The sequence below is a fragment of the Luteimonas sp. 9C genome (genome assembly GCF_902506295.1).
Classification (GTDB): domain Bacteria; phylum Pseudomonadota; class Gammaproteobacteria; order Xanthomonadales; family Xanthomonadaceae; genus Luteimonas.
Genome location: NZ_LR733312.1, coordinates 2035385 through 2056051, shown reverse-complemented (window position 1 = coordinate 2056051; position 20667 = coordinate 2035385). Strand labels below are relative to the sequence as shown.

Here is a 20667-nt window from a genome sequence, read left to right as displayed (position 1 = left end):
GCGCATCACTTGTTGGGGAAGGTCTGGTCGATCCAGTCGCCGCCATCCAAGCGATATTCCGCAACGAAGGTGTCGGGACGGTTGCTGGTGTTGCCCGGATTGTATTGGGGCGATACCCGCATATCCACCGCGTGCCCGTCGCCGGCCAGCCGCGCCAGCTCGTTCTCGAAGCGCTTGTAGTCGCCGTTGTTGAGGTTCGGCAGGCCGTCGCCGATCGGCTTGCCGTTGCCCGGCACCACGTTCAGGCGGTTGGTCGGTCCGGCGAGCCGGTCGGCGATGACGTGGAAGCCGACGTCGGTGTCGCGACCTTCGTTGCCGATGTCGCGCTGCAGGCCGGCGTCGTTGCGGCCCACCGGCTCGAGATCGACGCGGCCTTCGGCGCGGATCACGCGCGCCTGGTCGTCGGTGGTCCAGCGGTAGGCGCCGAATTCGTAGACGGTGTCCGGGCGTGCGGCGTTCGCGGCGAGGTTGAAGTCGTCCATCGATTCGAACGCCAGCACCGGGCGCCCGCCGACGGTGCGGCCGGTGTCGGCGTCGGCGAGGATGTCGCCTAGGGCCGTCTCGTCGGCGCCGTGCGCCGCGGTGGTGCGACCGGCATCGCCGAGATCGTCCACGCGCCCGCTCGCGCGGGTGGCGTCGGCGGCGGTCTCGACCGCATCGGCCACCTTCGCGCCCTTGGCCGCCTTGTCGGCGCCCTTGGTGCCGACCACGGCCAGCACCAGTTCGGTCGCGCCGCGGCCGATGGCCTCGCCGTAGTGGCCGGCCTGCCAGTCGGCCTTGATCGGCTCGACCACGGCGTCGACCAGCAGTCCGGGATTGCGGGCGAGGGTGGAGACGACCTCGGCGGCCGCTTCCATCCGCTCACCGCCGCGCGCGGCCGACGGCAGCCACGCCGGCGCATCGAGCGTGTCGCCGGTGGCACGCTCGTACAGCCCGGTCACACCATCGACGGCGAAGCCCGCGGGGCCCAGGTCGTAACTCGTCTTGAGCGCGTTGCCGCCGAGCGTGACCACGCCTTCGCCGGTCTCCCAGAGCACTTCGCCGGCGCCCTTGAAGAACCCGCCCGCCTGCGAGGCGGCGTTGCCCAGCCCATCGAGAATGCCCATCGTGCGGTCCTGTCGGCGCGGATGCGCGCAAGTCTGGGCGGCGCCTCGGACCCGGACAATCTGGGGGCGACCCTTGGTGCGCCGTCACCGCGCGGTCATCTGAACGGCATCGCCGGTGGTGTCGACCGCGACGCGGCGGGCTACACTTCCGCGCATGCCTACCCGTCCTCTTCTGCCGATGCTCGCCGCCACGCTGCTGTTGTCCGCCTGCGGCAACAAGGCCGATCTCCTGCAGCCCCGCCAGGTGCCGCCGGAAGACCGTGGCCGCTACATCTTCAAGTCGTCGATTCCGACCCAGGAACAGCTCGACGCCGAAGAAGACGCGGCGTGGGAGGACGATGCCGACGCAGAGGCCACCGACGACGGCACGACCGACAGTGCCACCGACGATGCGACCGGCACGCCGCCGGTGCCGATGATCCGCGACGTGCCGCCGGCCACCGGAACGCCGTGATTCCTCGCGACACCCGTTCGCCCGCCTGCCGTTGCTGATGGTCCGGACCGTGTCCCCGCTGCGCTTCACCAAGATGCACGGTGCCGGCAACGACTTCGTCGTGCTGGACCTGCGCGGCGATCTGCCGCCGCCCGATGCCACGCAGTGTCGCGCGCTGGCCGACCGCCACACCGGCGTCGGCTGCGACCAGATCCTCACCATCGAAACCCCGCGCGCGTCCGGCGCGGTCGCGCGCTACCGCATCTGGAACGCGGACGGGTCGGCGTCCCAGCAGTGCGGCAACGGCGCGCGCTGCGTCGCCGCGTGGCTGGTCCGCGACGGGGTGGACACGGAGGCCTTCGTGCTGGAGAGCCCGGCCGGTCTGCACGCGGTCACGCGGGCCGGCGACGGCTACCGCATCGCGATGGGTGTGCCGGTGTTCGCGCCCGCGCGGATTCCGATGGCCGGCGTCGACACGCCGCTGCCGCTGTACACGCTGCCGGTCGAGGGCGTGGGCAGGCTCGCCTTCGGCGCGGCGTCGATGGGCAATCCGCATGCGGTGATCGAAGTCGACGATGTCGATTCTGCGGACGTCGAACACATCGGCCGCGCGCTGCAGGCCTCGCCGTGGTTTCCCGAATCGGTCAACGTCGGCTTCGCCCAGGTGATCGCCGATGACCGCATCCGCCTGCGCGTGTTCGAGCGCGGCGTCGGCGAGACGCTGGCCTGCGGCAGTGGTGCGTGCGCGGCCGTCGCGGTGCTCGCGCGGCGGGGTCGCACCGGGCGCGAGGTCGCGGTCTCGTTGCCCGGCGGCACGCTGCAGATCGACTGGCCGGCCGACGATGTCACCTTGTCGATGGCCGGTCCGGCCGCATTCGTTTTCGAAGGGGAGTTGTGATGAGCGAAACGACCGAGAAACTCGGCGCACACGAAGTCGCCACCTGGTTGCGTCGTCACCCGACGTTCCTGCAGCAGTTCCCGGATCTGGCGCTGACGCTGGTCGTGCCGCGCGAGGACGGGCCGGCGGCATCGCTGGCGAGCTACCAGCTGGAAGTGCTGCGCGACAAGAACCGCGAACTGTCCAAGCGCCTGCGCGACCTCTATGCGATCTCGCAGGAGAACGAACGTCTCGCGGTGCGCACCCACCAGCTCACGCTGGCGCTGATGCGCCAGTCCGACGCCGCGTCCACCGTGCGCGCGCTCGCCGCCACGCTGGCGGAAGACTTCAACGGCGATCTGGTGCGCCTCGTGCTGTTCGCGCCGGTGCCAGGACTGGAGGAGGACTGGTTGCAGGTCGTCGCGCGTGACGACCGCCTGTTGCAGCCCTTCGTCGACTGTCTCAAGGACGAGGAGCCGCTGTGCGGCCGCCTGCATCCGGACAAGCAGTCGTTGCTGTACGGCCCGCGCGTCGACGAGGTGCAGTCGAGCGCGCTGCTGCCGCTGGCCGGTGTCGGCCTGGTGGCGGTGGGCAGCCGCGACGCGAACCGCTTCTATCCGGGCATGGGCACGCTGTTCCTGCGCATGATGTGCGAGGCGTTCGCCACCGCGATGCGACGGTTCGACACCGCCGCCTGAGCGCACGCGCATGCACGCCGACGTCGACGCGTTCCTCGACCATCTGCAGATCGAGCGGCGGATGTCGGTGCACACCCTCGACGCCTACCGCCGCGACCTGACCGCGCTGGTCGACTGGACGGATGTGCAGGCGCGCGGCGATCTGCGCGGCCTGCAGGAGGAGGACATCCGCGCATTCGTCGCGGCCGGCCATCGCGGCGGCCTGTCGCCCAAGAGCCTGCAGCGCCGGCTGTCGGCATGCCGCAGCTTCTACCAGTGGCTGCTTAAGCACGGGAACGTGACCGCGAATCCCGCGTCGGGCGTGCGTGGTCCCAAAGCGCCGCGCAAGCTGCCGCAGGTGCTCGACGTCGACGAGGCCACGCAACTGGTCGAAGTGCCGGTCGACGCGCCGCTGGGCCTGCGCGATCGCGCGCTGCTGGAACTGTTCTATTCGTCGGGCCTGCGCCTATCGGAGCTGGTCGGCCTGCGCTGGCGCGCGCTGGATCTCGACGGTGGTCTGGTGACCGTGCTCGGCAAGGGCAACCGCCAGCGCAGCGTGCCGGTCGGCAGTCATGCCCTGCGCGCATTGATCGACTGGCGCAGCGAAAGCGGCGGCACGCCGGAGACGCCGGTGTTCCCCGGCCGTGGCGGCGCGCCGATCACCGCCCGCGCCGTGCAGTTGCGCCTGCGCTTGCTGGCGCAGCGCCAGGGCCTGTTCAAGCGCGTGCATCCGCATCTGCTGCGGCATTCGTTCGCGAGCCACGTGCTCGAATCCTCGGGCGATCTGCGCGGCGTGCAGGAACTGCTGGGTCACGCCGACATCGCGACCACGCAGATCTACACCCATCTCGATTTCCAGCATCTGGCCAAGGTCTACGACGCCGCGCATCCGCGGGCGAAGCGGCGCAAGGCCTGATCCCACAACGACTTCATGGAGGAAGCCGTCATGCCGATATCCCCGACTGCAGCGCGATGGGTCGCGTCTCTGATCTTCGTCGCGTGCGCGACGACGACCGCAGCCGAGCCGCCGTCCGACTGGTACCAGCGGCTGCAGGAGAATCGGCCGCTTGCCGCTCTGCACGGTGTGCGGCAGATGCCGGCGATGGATCAGGTGGCGGCGCAGCTCGGCGTGTTCGTCGGTGATGAGACTGGGGGCTGCACCTTGTTCGGCCGGAGCGCGTTTCCCGATGGCGCCGAGTACCGCGATGCGCTCGACGCGATCACGGAGGCGGCGTCCGGGCGTCGGGTGGTGATGCTCAACGAATCGCACTTCCGTACGGTCCATCGCGCCTTCCTCCTGCGTTTGATCGAGCGCCTGCATGCACAGGGTTTCGATGCGCTCGCCGCAGAAACCCTGAATCGCAAGGCGCCCGCGCAGCTCCAGCGCGGTCCGGTGGATGTTGGTATCGGCTTCTACACGCCAGATCCCGTATTTGCTGCCGCATTGCGTCGCGCACAGGCATTGGGCTGGGACTTCGTCCACTACGAGGCGATGAACGGCAACGATCGCGCTGCGCGCGAGGCGGGGCAAGCGCGCAATCTCGCCGACTGGCTCGAGCACAATCCCGGACGCCGCTTGCTCGTGTATGCCGGGGGCTCGCACATTTCCAAAGTGGCCGAGGATGGCTGGATGGCCGCGCGTTTCATCGCGGACACCGGCATCGAACCGCTGACGATCCAGCAGTCCGCGACAGCGTGTCCAGACAGCGTGGAGGAATGGCCGATGCAGTCCGCATCGGCGCAGGTCGCGTGGCGTGATGGCGCGCCCGTACGCGGCTCTGGAGATGCCGATCTGATGGTCCTGCATCCCTCGGCAGCGGTCGAAGCCGCGAAGTCGGTGCTCGGTGCGCAGACCGCGATCTGCATCGCGCCGGTAGAAGGTGAAACCCTGTTGCGCGCCTTCGCGTCGGGCGATCCGGCGCTTGCGATCGCACGCGATCAGATGCGCGTCCCGAAGGATGCCCGCATCGCGTCGCTGTGGCTGTCGCCCGGCCGCTACCGCATCGAGCGAGAGCACCCCGACGGCCGGCAGCCCCTGGGCCATGTCGTCGTGCCGGACGACCCGGTCGAGGCCTGTCTCTCACCCGTCAAGGGCTGATTCGGCTTAGGTTACGCCGCCTTTAGATCTTGAAAACCATCCCATGAGCCTGCGCACAGTCATCGGTCTGGCCGTGTCGGTCTCCCTGCAGATGCTGCTGGGCCTGCTGGCTGCGTCGCTGTTTCCGCCGGTGCCGTCCGGCGTGGCTCCCGTGTCGACTGCGGTGCAGGCCGGGGTGCTGTCGTCGACCGGCAGTGCCTTCGCCGCGCGGCAGCCGTTCATGCGCGCGGCGCTGGTGCTGTGGGCGGTGGGCTGGCTGTCGAGCGTGCTGGTGGTGCAGCGCCTCGGTGGCGGGCAGTTCACCTTCGCCGATGCGGCGAGTGCGAACGCGATGGCGATCGTCGTCTCCGGCATCGCGACGGTACTGGGCGTGCGCGCGGGACGCCGGCTCGATCGCCACGTGCGCGGGCCTGCGGCCAACGCGACGCCCTGACGCAGCCCCGGATGCCTTGATCCGGGCGGGTGCGGCCCCATCCAGTGGATTCGATCCTTGGAGGCCGCATGGACCCCAGCCAGAATCCCAACGTATTCCACGCCACGACGATCGTGTCGATCCGCAAGGGCGGCAAGGTGGTCGTCGCCGGCGATGGCCAGGTCACGCTCGGCCACACCATCATGAAAGGCAACGCGCGTAAGGTGCGTCGTCTGGGCGAAGGCGGCAAGGTGCTCGCCGGATTCGCCGGCGCCGCCGCCGATGCGTTCACCCTGTTCGAACTGTTCGAAGGCAAGTTGCAGCAGCACGGCGGCCAGCTGGTGCGCGCCGCGGTGGAGCTGGTCAAGGACTGGCGCACCGATCGCCGCTACGGAAAGCTCGAGGCGCTGCTCGCGGTCGCCGATGCGGAGACCTCGCTGATCATCAGCGGCAACGGCGACATCATCGAACCCGACGACGGCATCATCGCGATCGGTTCCGGCGGCTCCTACGCGCTGTCGGCCGCGCGCGCGCTGCTCGCGCATACCGAACTCGATGCGCGCACCGTCGCCGTTGAGTCGCTCAACATCGCCGGCGACATCTGCATCTACACCAACCGCAACGTGGTGGTCGAAGAGCTGTGATCGATCTGCGGCGGCGCGTGTCGATCCCCCGGGTCGCATGCGCCGGCCGGTCGCGCGCACCCGCCCACGCTTCTACGGACACCCGATTCCCATGACGAATGCCAATTCCTCGACCATGACCCCGCGCGAGATCGTGCAGGAACTCGACCGCCACATCGTCGGCCAGAACGCGGCCAAGCGCGCGGTCGCGATCGCGCTGCGCAACCGCTGGCGCCGGGCGCAGCTCGACGACGATCTGCGCAACGAGGTCATGCCCAAGAACATCCTGATGATCGGCCCGACCGGCGTCGGCAAGACCGAGATCGCGCGCCGTCTGGCGACGCTCGCCAATGCGCCGTTCGTCAAGGTCGAAGCCACGCGCTTCACGGAAGTGGGCTACGTCGGCAAGGACGTCGAGCAGATCATCCGTGACCTCGCCGACACGGCGGTCAAGCTCTACCGCGAACAGGCCAAGGTGCGCGTGCGCACGCAGGCCGAGGACCGCGCCGAGGACCGCATCCTCGATGCGCTGCTGCCCAAGCGCGAAGCCGCGCAGCCGGCGTTCGGTTTCGGTGCGCAGAGCGCGACCGTCGATATCGGCGCCGAGCCGTCGTCGAAGGAATCGGAGACGCGGCAGAAGCTGCGCCGTCAGCTGCGCGCCGGTGATCTGGACGATCGCGAGATCGAACTCGAACTCAGCGCCGGGCAGGGCATGGACATCATGACCCCGCCGGGCATGGAGGAAATGGGCCAGCAGCTGCGGCAGATGTTCGCCAATCTCGGTGGCGGCAAGACCCACAAGCGCAAGCTGACGATCCGCGCCGCGCGTCCGCAGCTGGTCGAGGACGAGGCCGGCAAGCTGGTCAACGAGGACGATGTGCGCGAGGCGGCGATCGAAGCCTGCGAGCAGCACGGCATCGTCTTTATCGACGAGATCGACAAGGTCGCCAAGCGCAGCGAAGGCGGGTCGAGCGGTGCAGACGTCAGCCGCGAAGGCGTGCAGCGCGATCTGCTGCCCCTGGTCGAAGGCAGCACGGTGAGCACCAAGTACGGCTCGGTGAAGACCGACCACATCCTCTTCATTGCGTCGGGCGCGTTCCACCTCGCCAAGCCCAGCGACCTGATTCCCGAGATGCAGGGCCGCTTCCCGATCCGGGTCGAACTGACCGCGCTGACCAAGGACGATTTCGTCCGCATCCTCACCGAGCCCAAGGCGGCGCTGACCACGCAGTACGTGCAACTGCTCAAGACCGAAGGCGTCGGCCTGACGTTCGCACCGGACGCGGTGGACCGGCTCGCCGAGATCGCCGCGCACGTCAACGAGCGGCAGGAGAACATCGGCGCGCGTCGTCTGCACACCGTGCTCGAACGCCTGCTCGATTCGCTGAGCTTCGAGGCGCCCGACAAGGGCGGCACCGTGCTCATCGACCGTGCCTACGTCGACCAGCAACTGGGCGATCTGGTGCAGGACCAGGATCTGAGCCGCTACATCCTCTGACGCCTCCGCGTTCACCGCGTTCGAACCCCGGGCCCGCATCATTGCGGGCCCTTTCGTTGGAAACATCGCGATGTCGAATGCTGCTCGCAAGTCGGTGCTTCTGGTGGCGCTGCTGGTTTCGCTGGGCGCGTGCACGCAGCGCGATGCGGAGACGCCGGCATCCAGCGCCGCGCCTGCGGCGCCACCGGAGACCGACGCCGCGTCTTCCGCGGACGCATCCGCACGGCCCGCGGCACCGGCCGGCACGCCGGCCGCGCCGGTCTACCGGACCTTCCGCGACGTCACGGTCGCCTGCGACAACGTCCGCAGCTGCGCCGCGATCGGCGTCACCGACGCCGCGCCGGGACTGGTGCTGTCGTTAACCCGCGATGCTGGCGCCGATGGCGCGCAAGTGCTGCTGCTCAGTGCACCGTGGGCCGACGTGGACGCCTCGACATTGCAGCTGGACGGTATCGTCGCACCCGCGATTGCGGCGCTGCCCTGGCAGCGCGATGCCGGTGAGAACGCAGCCCTGCGCATCGAGGATCCTGCAGCGATCGCGCGCTTCCTCGATCTGGTCCGCGACGGCACACGTCTGGGCGACGACCAGGACCGTAGCGTGTCGTTGTCGGGCCTCAATGCGGCGCTCCTCTACATCGACGAACACCAGCAGCGGCTCGAGACGCCCGGTGCGTGGGTGCGACGTGGGGATCGGGATCCCGCGGCCATCCCTGCGGCGCCGGCGCTGCCGGTCCTGGTGCGGCCCGCGTCGGCACCGCCGCCGTTGTCCGACGCCGATGCCGCGCGTCTGACCCGCAGCGTGCGTGCGTCGCAGACCTCCGCGCTGCGCGCGCAGGAGTGCAACGCGGCCGGCGGCGATTTCGATGTCTCGCGCGAGGACGCCGCGTATCCGCTCGATGTGGATCACGCACTGGTCTTCATCAGCTGCTACAGCGGCGCCTATCAGGGATCGAGCCTGGTGTTCCGCGCGGCGCGCGACGGCAGCGACGTCACGCGACTGACCCTGCCCGCGCCGGAGTTCTCCGACGACAGCGTGCACCCCAGCGAGGATTTCGACCTGCTGGTGAGCCCGGGCCTGGATGCCGTCACCGGCACGCTCGCGCAGTTCGCGAAGGGCCGCGGCATCGGCGACTGCGGCTTCGAAGCGACGTGGCAGTTCGATGGCCGGGCGTTCCAGCTGTCGCACTACGCCGAGATGCAGACGTGCGGGGGTCTGAGCGCCGATGCATGGCCGGTGCTGTGGCGCGTGGCCGAGCCTGCCGCCGCGCCTTGAGCGCGCGCGGCGACATTGCCACAATCGCCCGCCCTGTCCGGTGCGCCGCCCATGTCCGTGCTGCTTCGACTCGTCGCGATCCTGCAGATCGCCGGTGGTTTCTACGGCCTCGCCAGCACGCTGCTGCGTCTGGCCTCCGGCGCGGCCGGTGGTGGCGCGGTGCTGGTCCTGGTGATCGGCCTGCTGCTGTCGACGTTCGCGATGATCGCCGGCGTGCTGCTGCTCGAAGGCGACGCGCTGGGCGCGCGCCTGTCGCGGATCGCGCTGGCCCTGCAGATTCCGGTCATCGCCACACCGTGGCTGAGCTATGCTTGGCACGCGGGCGCCACGGTGCCGCTGCAGGTCCGCTTCGGTCGCAGCACGGTCGTGGACCTCGACTGGTCGGTGCCGTCGGAGGCCTTCCGGCTGGCACTGGCCGGTCCATCGACCGCGGCGCTGGGCGTGAACCTGCTCGCCCTGGGGCTGTGGCTGGTCCTGCATTTCAACCGGCGCTGAGCCGGCCGGCGCGAGCGGCGTCACGTGAAAGGCCAGATGGGCCAATTGGGGTATATTGGCCCGTGACCGCTGCAGGAGCGACCGCCGTGACCATGTCTCTCAAACTCGATGCCCTCGACGTGCTGCCGCGCACGCCCGCGTCCGACGTCAAGAAGCTCGGCTGGCGCGGGGTGATGAAGACCGTCGCCCGCGGCGGCAAGGTCGTGGTGACGAACCACAACACGCCCGAGGCGGTGATCCTGTCGGCCGAGGAGTACGGCGCGATCCTCCAGGCGCTCGACGCCGCAGGGGCGGCCCAGCGCTCGGCGCTCGACACGCTCCGCACACGCTTCGATACGCGTCTGGCCGCACTGCAGGCCGACGACGCCGGCGCCCGGCTGCGTGGGGCGATGCGCGGTCCCGCGCGATTGCGCGGCAAGGTCAAGGCCGGCGCGACCTGCTGAGCGTGGCGCGTCCGGTCCTCTACGTGCTGGCCGGCGTCAACGGCGCCGGCAAGAGTTCGGTCGGCGGCCACCTGCTCGAACGCGCCGGCATGACATGGTTCAACCCCGACACCTTCGCGCGCGAACTCGCCGCCGCGACCGGCTGCACGATGCCCGAAGCGAATGCGGAGGCCTGGCAGGAAGGCGTGCGCCGGCTGGACGTCGCGCTGGCCCACGGCCACAGCCATGCATTCGAAACCACGCTCGGTGGCACTACCGTGCCGGCGCGCATTGCCGAGGCCGCGCGCACGCACGACGTCCTGATGTGGTTCTGCGGCCTGTCGTCGGCGGAGCACCACATCGCGCGCGTGCAGGCGCGCGTCGCGGTGGGTGGTCACGACATTCCCGACCCCCACATCCGCGCGCACTGGACCCGGGCCCGCGAGAACCTGATCGCGTTGATGCCGGTGCTCGCGCAGCTGCAGGTCTATGACAACAGTGTCGATGTCGCGCGTGGCAGCGCGGTGCCGGACCCGGTGCTGCTGCTGGAGATGATCGACGGCGCGCTGGTGGTGCCGGATGCGGATGATCTGGCCGCGCTGGCAAAGACGCCGGACTGGGCGAAACCGTTACTGGAAGCGGCGCTGGGCTACGAAGACCAGGGTGGCTGAGTCACCGGGCCCGTGGTTCCAGCGTGACCGGACCCTCGACTGGCACGCGCCGCTGCAACGACGGACAACGGCAGCGGACTCAAGGCGTGCGCGGCGCCGGCGCATCGGCCTCTTCGCGCGCCGTCGCGCCCGTATCCACGCTCACCTCGACCGACATGCCCGGCCGCAGCCGTTCGGCCAGCGGCTGGTCGCGATCGACCGCGATGCGCACCGGAATCCGCTGCGCGATCTTGACGAAGTTGCCGGTCGCGTTGTCCGCCGGCAGCACGCTGAACTCCGAACCGGTCGCGGGTGAAATACGTTCGACGCGACCGGACAGCCGCGCCCCGCCGAGGGCGTCGACGGTGAAGCTCGCCGGCTGACCGACGCGCATGTCGACCATCTGCGTTTCCTTCATGTTCGCCAGCACCCAGACATCGGCCGGCACCACCGCCATCAGCTGCGTGCCGGCGTTGACAAGCGCGCCCTGGCGCACGGTGACCTGGCCGAGCCGGCCGTCGTCGGGCGCGGTGATGCGCGTGTTGTCGAGATCGATCTTCGCCAGCCGCACCGCGGCCTCGGCGCTGGCGACCGCGGCTTCGAGGCTGTCGCGGTTGACGTCGACGCTGCGCGCGTCCTGCTCGGAGATGTCCAGCGCCGCGCGCGCCTGCGCTGCCGACGCACGCGCCTGCGCATTGCTGGCGCGGGCCAGGTCACGGTCGTGTTCGGAGATCAGTTGCTGCGCCGCCAGTTCCTCGATGCGGCGCAGGTCGATCGCGGCGACGTTCGACTGCGCCCGCGTCGCGGCGATGTCGGCGGCGCTGCGCGCGATGCCGGCTTCGGCACTGCGACGCGATTGCGTGGCGTTTTCCAGCGCGGCCTGCTGCACGCGCAGGTTGGCTTCCGCCTGTTCGAAGCGCTGGCGGTAGATGCGTTCGTCGATCGTCACCAGCAGCTGGCCCCGCTTCACCGCTTCGAAATCCTGCACGGCGACGTCGGTGACGTAGCCCGAGACCTGCGGCGCGATCAGCGTGACGCGGCCGCGCACGGTCGCGTTCTCGGTGCTCTGCACGCTGCTGCCGAACGGCGGCAGGCGCCAGGCGTAGAGCACCAGCAGCACCCCGGTCAGGGCGACCGCGGCGAACGCGGCGATCTGCAGCACGCGCTTGCGTCGCGACGGCGCAGCCGGCTGTTCGGGGAGAGGCGACGGGGCGGGTGTGCTCATGCGGATTCCGTGGCGGCGGCGGAGGGCGGTGACGGTGCGGGAGCGGCCGGCGTGGCCCGGACGTGCGCCCAGATCCGCGACGCGATGATCCACACCAGCGTGCAGAACGCGATGAAGGCGATCAGCAGGAACACGTCGTTGTAGGCCAGCACGTTGGCCTCGCGCGTGGCCGCGCTGCCGAGTGCGCGCACGGCCAGCGCGTTGCGCTGGGCGGGATCGGCGATCGTCGCGGCGTAGCCGTTGGCGGTGGCCTGCACGCGCGCGGCCACCAGCGGATCGAGCAGGCTCAGATTCTCGGTCAGCACGCTGGAATGGAATTTCTCGCGCACGGTCTGGAAGGTCCCCAGCAGCGCCGAGCCGAGCAGCCCGCCGAGGTTCTGGGTCATGCCGAACAGCACGACGAAACTGATCAGGTTGCGCGGCTGGCTGATCACCGGGCCGATGCCCGCGATCAGCATCGGGCCGAGGAAGAACGTGCTGCCGAAGGCGAGCAGGAACTGGCTCACGTACATCTGCTCGGGCCGGGTGACGTTACTGGCCTGCGCATCCATCAGCGCGCCGGTCATCATCAGCGCCAGCGAGATCAGCACCGGCTGCCAGGTGCGCGCGGGATCGATCGTCAGCGCGCTCGTCGCAAGGCCGGCGACGCTGCCGACGAGCACGATCCCGAACAGCATGCGCATCTGTTCGGTGCCCAGGCCGAGCGCCTGCAGGAAGCCGACCGCGCCGGTGGCCTGTTCCGACAGCACGATGCGGATCAGCACGATCGCCAGCGCCAGCCGCAGCATCGGCCCGGTCGCCAGCCAGCGCGTGTTGAGCAGCGGACGCGCGCGGACGTGTTCGATCGCGATCGCCGCCGTCACCAGCACCACCGAGGCGGCCAGCGCCCAGCCCAGCCAGGCGGTTTCGGTCCACCAGGCGAGCCGGCCCTGCACCAGCACCGCGGTCAGCAGGGCGACGCCGGGCGCGAACAGTCCGAAGGTCAGGAAATCCAGGGGCTCGAACGCCTTGTGGCGGTCCCCGGGTGGCAGCTTCAGCAGCAGCACGCCGCCGAGTGCGACCAGCGCCAGCCCGAGTTCGAACATGTACAGTCCGCGCCACTCGCCGAACTCCAGCAGTTCGGTCGAGAACACACGCGCCAGCGGCAATGCGAGCTGCCCGATGCCCAGGCCGATCACCAGGCCGCGCAGGCGATGTTTCTGCGGAAAGGCCTGCAGCATGTAGTACAGGCCCAGCGTGTTGAGCGCCGCGCCGGCGATGCCGTGCCCGGCGCGCACCGCGATCGCCGAGCCCAGATCGTTGACGAACAGATGCGCCAGGGTGATCAGCGCATAGAGGATCAGGAACGCCTCGGTGAACAGCCGCAGGCCGAACTGCTGGCGGAACTTCACCAGCAGGATGTTCATCGACACGTTGGTCATCACATAGGCCGCCGGCAGCCACGCGATCTCCGATGCATACGCGCCGAGCGCGCCCTGCAGGTTGACCAGGTTCGCGGTGACCAGCGCGTTGCCGAGGCCGCCGGTGATCGCAACGATGAACCCGACGAGGCCGAACGCGACACGCCGCCGCATGGAATGCAGCGGCGTCGACGGCGAGCCCGGCATCATCGGCCGTTCGTGCGGCGCCCAGTCGCGGGGCGCGTAGCGCAGCGCGGCCCGATCCGGAACCGCGGCAGGCGGCGTGGCAGGCGGCGGGCTCGACATGGCGCCAGTCTGGGCCGCGGCCCGGATCAGGACAAGCCGCGCGGCGGCATGCAGTGTCCGGTCTCGCGGAGGCCGGTTTCACGCGTCCGCCACGCGCCGCGGGCAGGTGGTTCAGTGCCCCGAGGACAGGCGCGCATCCGGCTTGTCGTGCACGCCCAGCCGCTCGACCAGCGTCGCGCTCGCGGCATTGAGCCCCAGCACGTCGACGTCGACGCCGCGCGCGCGAAGCTTCATCACCACGGTGTCGAGGGCGCCGATCGCGCTGAGGTCCCAGAAGTGCGCATGGGTCAGGTCGATCACCACGCGCCGCGCCGGTTCCAGCAGATCGAAGGCATCGCCGAACGCATTGGCCGATGCGAAGAACACCTGGCCGCGTACGGTGTAGCGGCGGGTGCCGTCGTCTTCGAGCGAATCCTCGACATCGAGCAGCCGGCCGACGCGCCGGGCGAAGAACAGCGCCGACAGCAGGACGCCGGTCAGCACGCCCTTGGCGAGATCGTGCGTGGCCACGGTCACGACGACGGTGCTGAGCATCACCACGCTCGAGCCCGCCGGATGCCGGCGCAGGTCCCGCAGCGACTGCCAGCTGAAGGTGCCGATCGAGACCATGATCATCACCGCGACCAGCGCGGCCATCGGAATCATGCCGACCCACGGCCCGGCGAACACCACCAGCGCCAGCAGCACGGTGCCCGCGACCATCGACGACAGCCGCCCGCGGCCACCGGATTTCACGTTGATCACCGACTGGCCGATCATCGCGCAGCCGGCCATGCCACCGAGGAAACCGGTGGCGATGTTGGCCGCGCCCTGGCCCACGCATTCGCGGTGCTTGTCGCTGGGCGTGTCGGTCATGTCGTCGACGATGCGCGCGGTCAGTAGCGATTCGAGCAGGCCGACCACGGCGAGCGTCGCCGACACCGGCAGCACGATGCGCAAGGTCTCCAGCGTCCACGGCACGTCGGGCAGCAGGAACACCGGCAGGCTGTCGGGCAGCGCGCCCATGTCGGACACCGTGCGCACGTCGATGCCCATCGCGGCGACCAGCACGGTCATCGCGACGATCGCCACCAGCGGCGACGGCACCGCGCGGGTGAGGCGCGGCAGCCCGTAGATGATCGCCAGCGCCGCGGCGCACAGCGCATAGACCGTCCACGGCATGCCGATCAGTTCCGGCAGCTGCGCCGCGAAGATCAGGATCGCCAGCGCATTGACGAAGCCGGTGATCACCGAGCGCGACACGAAGCGCATCAACGATGCGAGCTTGAGCACGCCGGCGAGGATCTGGAACGCGCCGGCGAGCAGCGTGGCGACCAGCAAATACTGCAGGCCGTGGTCGCGCACCAGCGTCACCATCACGAGCGCCATCGCGCCGGTGGCGGCGGAAATCATCGCGGGTCGGCCGCCGACGATCGCGGTGACCACGGCCATCGAGAACGAGGCGTAGAGGCCGACGCGCGGATCGACGCCGGCGATGATCGAGAACGCGATCGCTTCGGGAATCAGTGCGAGCGCGACGACGAGTCCGGCGAGCACGTCGCCGCGTACATTGCCGAGCCATTGCTGGCGCAGCGGAATTCTGGGATGCATGGAAAAAGCCCTGGCAGGGCCGGACACGGCGGCGTGGCCGGCGGAATGACGGTGCATGGCATAGCGCGGCGTCGCCCGGTGGGCGGCGCGGACGGGGCGGCTATGGTGGCGTGGTCGTCATCGAAGGGCAGGGCGGGTGACGCGGGGTGCGCAGTCTAGCGCAGTGGGTCGCGGCAGGCCTCAGTCCTCGCCGATGTCCTCGTTCCAGACCTCGGGATACGCGGCGATGAAACCGCCGAGCAGGTCCACGCATGCCTGGCTCTGCAGGTCGATCACCTCGACGCCGGCCTCGCGCAGCCAGTCGATGCCGCCCTGGAAGGTCTGCGACTCGCCGACGACGACAGTGCCGATGCCGAACTGGCGCACCAGCCCGCTGCAGTACCAGCACGGCGCCAGGGTCGTGACCATGATCGTGTCGCGGTAGGAGCGCTGGCGGCCGGCCTTGCGGAAGGCGTCGGTCTCGCCGTGGATCGACGGATCGCTTTCCTGCACACGCCGGTTGTGGCCGCAGCCGAGCAGGCGTCCGTCCTGGTGGTACAGCGCCGCGCCGATCGGAATGCCGCCTTCGGCCAGACCCTGGCGGGCTTCGGCAATGGCGGTGTCGAGCAGGGCGGGGTAGTCGGGCGTGGCGATCATCGGGCACATCGTGGGCACGTGGCGCACGAGTCTGACGGCAGCGGAGGCTGCGGTCGAGCCGCGTACACGGGCGCGCATCGGCGGATGAGGGATAATCGCGGGCATGAACGACGACTCCAGCAAGCCCGGCACCACCCATTTCGGTTTCCGCGACGTCCCCACCGGCGAGAAGCAGAAGCTGGTCGGCGAGGTGTTCTCTTCGGTCGCGGGCAACTACGACCTGATGAACGACCTGATGAGCCTGGGTATCCACCGGGTGTGGAAGCGCTACTTCGCCGCGACCGCGCAGGTGCGCACCGGCGACCGCGTGCTCGATCTGGCCGGCGGCACCGGCGACATCGCCGCGCTGCTGAAACCGCGCGTCGGTGAATCCGGCGAACTGGTGCTCGGCGACATCAACGCCTCCATGCTGCGGGTCGGCCGCGACCGCATGACCGACCGCGGCAACGTGCGCGGCTTCGAATACGTGCAGTGCAACGCCGAGACGCTGCCGTTCCCGGACGCCAGTTTCGATCTGGTGACGATCGCCTTCGGCCTGCGCAACGTCACCGACAAGGATGCCGCGTTGCGCGAGATGCTGCGCGTGCTGAAGGTCGGCGGCCAGGCGCGCGTGCTGGAATTCTCGGAAGTGAAGGCGGACTGGTTCAAGCCGATCTACGACTTCCACTCCTTCCAGATCATGCCGCGCCTGGGCAAGCTGTTCGCGCGCGACAGCGACAGCTACCAGTACCTGTCGGAGTCGATCCGCAAGCATCCGCCGCAGGATGCGCTCAAGGGCATGATGGAAGCGGCGGGTTTCGCGCGTTGCAGGTATCGCAACCTCAGCGGCGGGATCGTCGCGATCCACGACGGCTACAAGGCCTGAGACCGCGCAACGCGGCGGCGCGCGCTGGGGACAACCCTGACGCGCCCGTCGTCGGATGCCAGCGGGGCGCCGATGCGCCGGACCGCTAGTCCGCGTGGCTGCCGCCATCGGCCGGCGACGCCGCGGCCAGCGCGCGCCATTGCGGCATCAGGTGCAGCGCGCCGACGCGCTGCAGATAGTCGTGGTCGACCTCGGTGCCGTTGACCAGGGCCGAGGCCACGTGCACCGCGCCGGTGATCCAGAACGCGCCCGACATCCGCGTCGGGTGCTGGTGGTAGGCGACCGCCTCGACGATCGGCGTGGGCAAGCCCCAGAGCCCGAGCAGGTAGGCGCCCGCGATGCTGTGCGGCACGTCGCCGAGGCTGTCGGGCGGCAGCAGGCGGCCGACATCGGCCAGCAGACCCGCGGTCGCCGCCACGCCGGCGCCGCTGCCGGGCAGGATCTGGCCGGCCAGCCAGGACGTGCGCAGTGCGCGTTCGCGCATGCTGTCCATGTCGGGACCGGAGGCGAACACCTCGCTGGCCAGCACCAGCCGGCGCAAGGCGTCCTGGCCCAGCCGCACGACCGCGGTGCGCAGGTCGCCGATCTCGCGCCCGATCGCGTAGTAGGCCGAATTGCTCAGCCGCAGCACCCGCGCCGCCAGCGCCGGATCCTGGGCGATGATCGCGGTGACCGCGTGCGTGCCGGCATCGGGATCGCGCAGCAGGCGGGTCAGCGCGAGGTACTGCTTCGGCGCCGACGGCAGCGCGCCGACCCGTTCGATCGCGCGCTTGAGTTGTGCGTCGTCGAGCAGGTGCTGCAAATCGAGCACGCCCTTCACCGCATCGACGACGGTCTGTGCGTCCAGCGGCTCCGGCAACACGCGATGCGCGTGCTCCAGCGCATCGACCGCGCGCGCGTTGTCGCCGGCCTCCATCAGCACGATGCGCACCGCGTGCGGGTGGCGCACGCGCACTTCGTCGAGCAGCAGGCGGCAGCGGCTCCAGCCGCTGTCGGCGGTGCACACCAGCGCGTCGGGTTCGAGATCGGCGGCCGAGCCCGTCGCCTTGTCATCCAGCGGCAGCCAGCTGACCTGCCAGTCGAGACCCCGTGTGGCGATTTCCGCCTGCAGACGCTCGACCTCGTCGCCGCGTTCCCATGCTACGACCAGATGCACGGCGTCTCCCAGTGCGCATTGCGCGATGTGAATCGGCGGGATGATAGCAACGCGGCGCAGCGCGCAGGCGCGGTGGACTCAACCGGCATCGGGACCGGCCGGTGGCAGGCGCAGCGTGATGCGGGTACCGCCCGTCGATGCGGTTTCGTCGAAGTCGATGCCGGCCAGGGCGGCCCGGTCGCGCATCGCGGCGCGACCGAATCCGTGCGCGGCCGAGAGGTCGTGGCCGCGCCCGTCATCGGTGATCCGCAGTCGCAGCGCGTCGCCATCCGCCTGCAGTTCGATACGCACGCACCGCGCCTGCGCATGGCGCAAGGCATTCGCCAGTGCTTCCTGGGCGATGCGGTAGGCGGCGATCTCCACCGGCGGCGCGGGCCGCGGCAGACCGGACTCGCTTTCGAAACGCACGTCGACCTCGCCCAGTGGCACGCCATCGACGAGTTGCCGCAACGCGGCCTCGAGCCCGTGGCTGGCGAGCTGCGGTGGATGCAGGCCATGGGCGACCGCACGCACCCGCGCGAGTGCGGCGTCGGTGAGCACGACGACGTCGTCGGCCAGGGTCTCGCGCGGATCGTCGACCAGGGAGGCCGACAGCGAATGCGCGCTCATGCGCAGCGCGCCGAGAATCTGGCCCAGGTCGTCGTGCAGATCGCGGGCCAGCGCGCGCCGTTCGGCGTCGAGGCGGTCCATCCAGTCGGGCGCGCGTGTGCTCATGAAGGCCTCATTCGATCGCCGCGATGCTCGCGCGGCGGCGTTCGTAACCACTGAGCCAGTGGCCGAAGTCGACCAGCGGCAGCGCCTGCGAATAGTAGAAACCCTGGACCTCGTCGCAGCCGAGCTTGCGCAGGAAGTCCGCCTGCTGCGCGGACTCCACGCCCTCGGCGGTGACCTGCATGTCGAAGTTGCGCGCGATCAGCAGGATCGAACGCACGATCGCCGCGTCGCCGCGGTCCTCCATGACGTCGCGCACGAAACTGCGGTCGATCTTGACCCGGTCCACCGCGAGGTGGTGCAGCATCGACAGCGACGCATAGCCGGTGCCGAAGTCGTCGTAGGCGGCCTTGACCCCGCGCTGGCGCAGGGCCTGCAGCGTCGCGGCCGCGGCGCCGTCGTCGCGCAGCGCGATGGTTTCGGTGAGCTCGAGTTCCAGCGACGACGCCGGCAGACCGCTCCCGCGCAACGCGGCATCGACCTCGTGCAGGAAATCCTCGTGGCCGAACTGCGAGGGAAACAGGTTCACGCTGACCGTCATCGCGTGGCCGCCCACCTGCGGCCAGGTGGCCGCGTCGCGGCAGGCGCGGTCGAGGATCCACCAGCCGACGGTCGCGGCGATCCCACTCATCGCCAGTGCTTCGATGAAGCTCGCCGGCATCAGCAGGCCACGTTCGGGATGGCGCCAGCGCAGCAGGGCCTCGGCGCCGGTCGGGCGGCCCGTCTCCAGGTCGATCTGCGGCTGGTAGTGCAGTTCGAATTCGTGTTCGCTGGCGGCGCGGCGCAGTTCCAGATCCAGCCGGCGGCGATCGATCGCCTCGGTGCGCATGCTGGGTTCGAACCGGCGCAGCATCTGTCCGCGGCTGCGCTTGGCGTAGTGCATCGCCAGCTGCGCGCGCGCGACGAGTTCGAGACTGTCGGTGGCGCCGTCGTCGTCGGGCGTGCCGGGAATCAGCGGCTCGGGGCTGGCGTCGTCGTCCGCCGCGTCGAGCAGCACGCCGACGCAGGCGTCGAGATGCACGCGATGCATGTCGACTTCGCAGGGCTGCGCCAGGTCGAGCAGGATCGCATTGAGCAGCGCTTCGGTCGCACGCGGCTTCTGCCCGTGCACCGAGAGCGCGATCGCGAACTCGTCGCCGTCCAGGCGCGCCAGGAACGCGTCCATCGGCAAGCGCGCGAGCAGGCGTGCGGCGACGACCTGCAGCATGGTGTCGGCCATGCCCGGTCCCAGCGTCACGCTGATGGAGCGGAAATTGTCGAGGCCGAGCACCGCGACCGCGGTGGGAATCCGGTCGGCGCGGCGGGAGTCGAGCGCGCGCAGCAGGCCGGCGCGGTTCGGCAGTCCGGTCAGCGGGTCTTCGTCCGCGCGGGTCGTGTCGAGCAGCGCCTCGACGTAGTCGGACATCGCTTCGTCGGCGGACGGCGGGCTCATGCCGCGACGGCCGCGGTGGCCGGTGGTGCGGCGCTCGCGATGCGCGTCCGCAGCCAGGCCAGCGCGCTGCGGTAGCCTTCGGCGCCGCGGCCGGTCAGCGGTCCGTTGCCGGCGATGCTGCGGGCGTCGCGCAGGCGGGTGTCGACCGGAATCGCCTCCGACCACACCAGGCCTTCGTAGCCGGCATACAGATGTTCGAGGCTCTGCCGGCCGCTGCCGGTGCGGCCGTCGTAGAGCGTCGGCAGGATGGCCCGCACCAGCGGCCGTTTGCGCGAGCGCTCGACCATGTCGGCGGTGCGCAGCATGTCGGCCAGGCCGTGCAGCGCCAGCGGATCAGTCTGGGTGGGCACGACGAGACAGTCGGCGGCGGCCAGCGCATTGACCATCAGCAGGCTCAATGTCGGCGGACAGTCCAGCAGGACGTGATCGTAGAGTTCGGACACACCGCCGAGCGCGCGCTGCAGGGCCATGCCCAGGCCCGGCTGGGTCGCGCTGCGGCGTTCCAGCGTGGCGAGCGCCGCCTGCGCCGCGACCAGGCGCAGGCGTTCGATCGCGGTGGTGCGCGAGAGTCCGTCGAGCGACGGCGTCTGCGCGACGAAGACCTCGTGGGTGCCGATCGGCGGCGGCTGGCGCGGCACGCCGAAGGCGCGGGTCAGCGACGCGTGCGGATCGAGATCCACCACCAGCACGCGCGCGTCCTCGGCGAGGTTGCGCGCCAGGCACAGCGTGGTCGTCGTCTTGCCGACGCCGCCCTTCTGGTTCGCGATCGCCCACACGCGCAC

22 protein-coding genes are annotated in these 20667 nt (G+C 70.1%); 13 read left to right on the top strand and 9 right to left on the bottom strand.

Annotated elements, in window-relative coordinates; translation table 11 throughout:
- Positions 1-5: 5 nt before the first annotated feature.
- Positions 6-1106: a DNA/RNA non-specific endonuclease gene (locus CURTO8I2_RS09430; protein ID WP_159680648.1), complete on the bottom strand. Its 1101-nt coding sequence runs from the start codon at positions 1104-1106 to the stop codon at positions 6-8.
- Between the two features lie 154 nt (positions 1107-1260).
- On the opposite strand from CURTO8I2_RS09430, the gene CURTO8I2_RS09425 reads away from it, so the two are divergent.
- The 12 genes from CURTO8I2_RS09425 (at position 1261) to CURTO8I2_RS09370 (ending at position 10585) form a co-directional block, all read left to right on the top strand.
- The gene (locus CURTO8I2_RS09425) at positions 1261-1560 is read left to right on the top strand and encodes a hypothetical protein (protein WP_159680647.1); all 300 of its coding nucleotides are present in this window, start codon (positions 1261-1263) and stop codon (positions 1558-1560) included.
- A 37-nt stretch (positions 1561-1597) separates the two neighbouring features.
- Complete coding sequence (gene dapF, locus CURTO8I2_RS09420; RefSeq protein WP_236551136.1) at positions 1598-2437, top strand: diaminopimelate epimerase; 840 nt, start codon at positions 1598-1600, stop codon at positions 2435-2437.
- Complete coding sequence (locus tag CURTO8I2_RS09415) at positions 2437-3114, top strand: DUF484 family protein (RefSeq protein ID WP_159680645.1); 678 nt, start codon at positions 2437-2439, stop codon at positions 3112-3114. Before dapF ends, CURTO8I2_RS09415 begins: the two co-directional genes overlap by 1 nt.
- Before the next feature lie 10 nt (positions 3115-3124).
- Complete coding sequence (gene xerC, locus CURTO8I2_RS09410) at positions 3125-4009, top strand: tyrosine recombinase XerC (protein ID WP_159680643.1); 885 nt, start codon at positions 3125-3127, stop codon at positions 4007-4009.
- 30 nt (positions 4010-4039) lie between these two features.
- The gene (locus tag CURTO8I2_RS09405) at positions 4040-5191 is read left to right on the top strand and encodes a hypothetical protein (RefSeq protein WP_159680641.1); all 1152 of its coding nucleotides are present in this window, start codon (positions 4040-4042) and stop codon (positions 5189-5191) included.
- Positions 5192-5234: 43 nt separating this feature from the next.
- Complete coding sequence (locus tag CURTO8I2_RS09400) at positions 5235-5624, top strand: hypothetical protein (RefSeq protein ID WP_159680640.1); 390 nt, start codon at positions 5235-5237, stop codon at positions 5622-5624.
- 68 nt (positions 5625-5692) lie between these two features.
- Entirely contained in the window at positions 5693-6247 is a 555-nt protein-coding gene (gene hslV, locus CURTO8I2_RS09395) for an ATP-dependent protease subunit HslV (protein ID WP_159680638.1), read from the top strand.
- A gap of 91 nt (positions 6248-6338) precedes the next feature.
- The gene (gene hslU, locus CURTO8I2_RS09390) at positions 6339-7724 is read left to right on the top strand and encodes an ATP-dependent protease ATPase subunit HslU (protein ID WP_159680637.1); all 1386 of its coding nucleotides are present in this window, start codon (positions 6339-6341) and stop codon (positions 7722-7724) included.
- Positions 7725-7794: 70 nt separating this feature from the next.
- Positions 7795-8997 (top strand): DUF1176 domain-containing protein, encoded by a 1203-nt coding sequence (locus CURTO8I2_RS09385; protein WP_159680635.1) that lies wholly within the window; start codon positions 7795-7797, stop codon positions 8995-8997.
- Positions 8998-9048: 51 nt separating this feature from the next.
- Positions 9049-9492, top strand: a complete 444-nt coding sequence (locus tag CURTO8I2_RS09380; RefSeq protein ID WP_159680633.1) for a hypothetical protein — start codon at positions 9049-9051, stop codon at positions 9490-9492.
- Between the two features lie 92 nt (positions 9493-9584).
- Positions 9585-9935, top strand: a complete 351-nt coding sequence (locus CURTO8I2_RS09375; protein WP_255475809.1) for a type II toxin-antitoxin system prevent-host-death family antitoxin — start codon at positions 9585-9587, stop codon at positions 9933-9935.
- A gap of 2 nt (positions 9936-9937) precedes the next feature.
- A complete protein-coding gene (locus CURTO8I2_RS09370; RefSeq protein WP_201295496.1) occupies positions 9938-10585 on the top strand; it encodes an AAA family ATPase in 648 nt (215 codons plus the stop codon).
- A 79-nt stretch (positions 10586-10664) separates the two neighbouring features.
- On the opposite strand, the gene CURTO8I2_RS09365 is transcribed toward CURTO8I2_RS09370, so the two are convergent.
- From CURTO8I2_RS09365 to CURTO8I2_RS09350, 4 genes are all read right to left on the bottom strand, one after another.
- Positions 10665-11789, bottom strand: a complete 1125-nt coding sequence (locus tag CURTO8I2_RS09365) for an HlyD family secretion protein (protein ID WP_159680630.1) — start codon at positions 11787-11789, stop codon at positions 10665-10667.
- A complete protein-coding gene (locus CURTO8I2_RS09360) occupies positions 11786-13495 on the bottom strand; it encodes an MFS transporter (RefSeq protein WP_159680628.1) in 1710 nt (569 codons plus the stop codon). The genes CURTO8I2_RS09365 and CURTO8I2_RS09360 overlap by 4 nt, the downstream gene beginning before the upstream one ends.
- A gap of 111 nt (positions 13496-13606) precedes the next feature.
- Positions 13607-15085, bottom strand: a complete 1479-nt coding sequence (locus CURTO8I2_RS09355; RefSeq protein ID WP_236551052.1) for a SulP family inorganic anion transporter — start codon at positions 15083-15085, stop codon at positions 13607-13609.
- Positions 15086-15265: 180 nt separating this feature from the next.
- Entirely contained in the window at positions 15266-15721 is a 456-nt protein-coding gene (locus tag CURTO8I2_RS09350; protein ID WP_159680627.1) for a nucleoside deaminase, read from the bottom strand.
- 103 nt (positions 15722-15824) lie between these two features.
- On the opposite strand from CURTO8I2_RS09350, the gene ubiE reads away from it, so the two are divergent.
- Positions 15825-16586 carry a bifunctional demethylmenaquinone methyltransferase/2-methoxy-6-polyprenyl-1,4-benzoquinol methylase UbiE gene (ubiE, locus tag CURTO8I2_RS09345; protein ID WP_159680625.1) on the top strand — a complete coding sequence of 254 codons (762 nt, stop codon included), beginning with the start codon at positions 15825-15827 and terminating at the stop codon, positions 16584-16586.
- An 85-nt stretch (positions 16587-16671) separates the two neighbouring features.
- On the opposite strand, the gene CURTO8I2_RS09340 is transcribed toward ubiE, so the two are convergent.
- From CURTO8I2_RS09340 to CURTO8I2_RS09325, 4 genes are all read right to left on the bottom strand, one after another.
- Positions 16672-17742, bottom strand: coding sequence for an HDOD domain-containing protein (locus CURTO8I2_RS09340; protein ID WP_159680623.1), 1071 nt, complete (start codon positions 17740-17742; stop codon positions 16672-16674).
- Between the two features lie 78 nt (positions 17743-17820).
- Positions 17821-18456: a histidine kinase gene (locus CURTO8I2_RS09335; protein ID WP_159680622.1), complete on the bottom strand. Its 636-nt coding sequence runs from the start codon at positions 18454-18456 to the stop codon at positions 17821-17823.
- A 7-nt stretch (positions 18457-18463) separates the two neighbouring features.
- Positions 18464-19885 (bottom strand): bifunctional diguanylate cyclase/phosphodiesterase, encoded by a 1422-nt coding sequence (locus CURTO8I2_RS09330; protein WP_159680620.1) that lies wholly within the window; start codon positions 19883-19885, stop codon positions 18464-18466.
- On the bottom strand, positions 19882-20667 hold the full coding sequence (locus CURTO8I2_RS09325) for a ParA family protein (protein WP_159680619.1): 786 nt from the start codon (positions 20665-20667) through the stop codon (positions 19882-19884). The genes CURTO8I2_RS09330 and CURTO8I2_RS09325 overlap by 4 nt, the downstream gene beginning before the upstream one ends.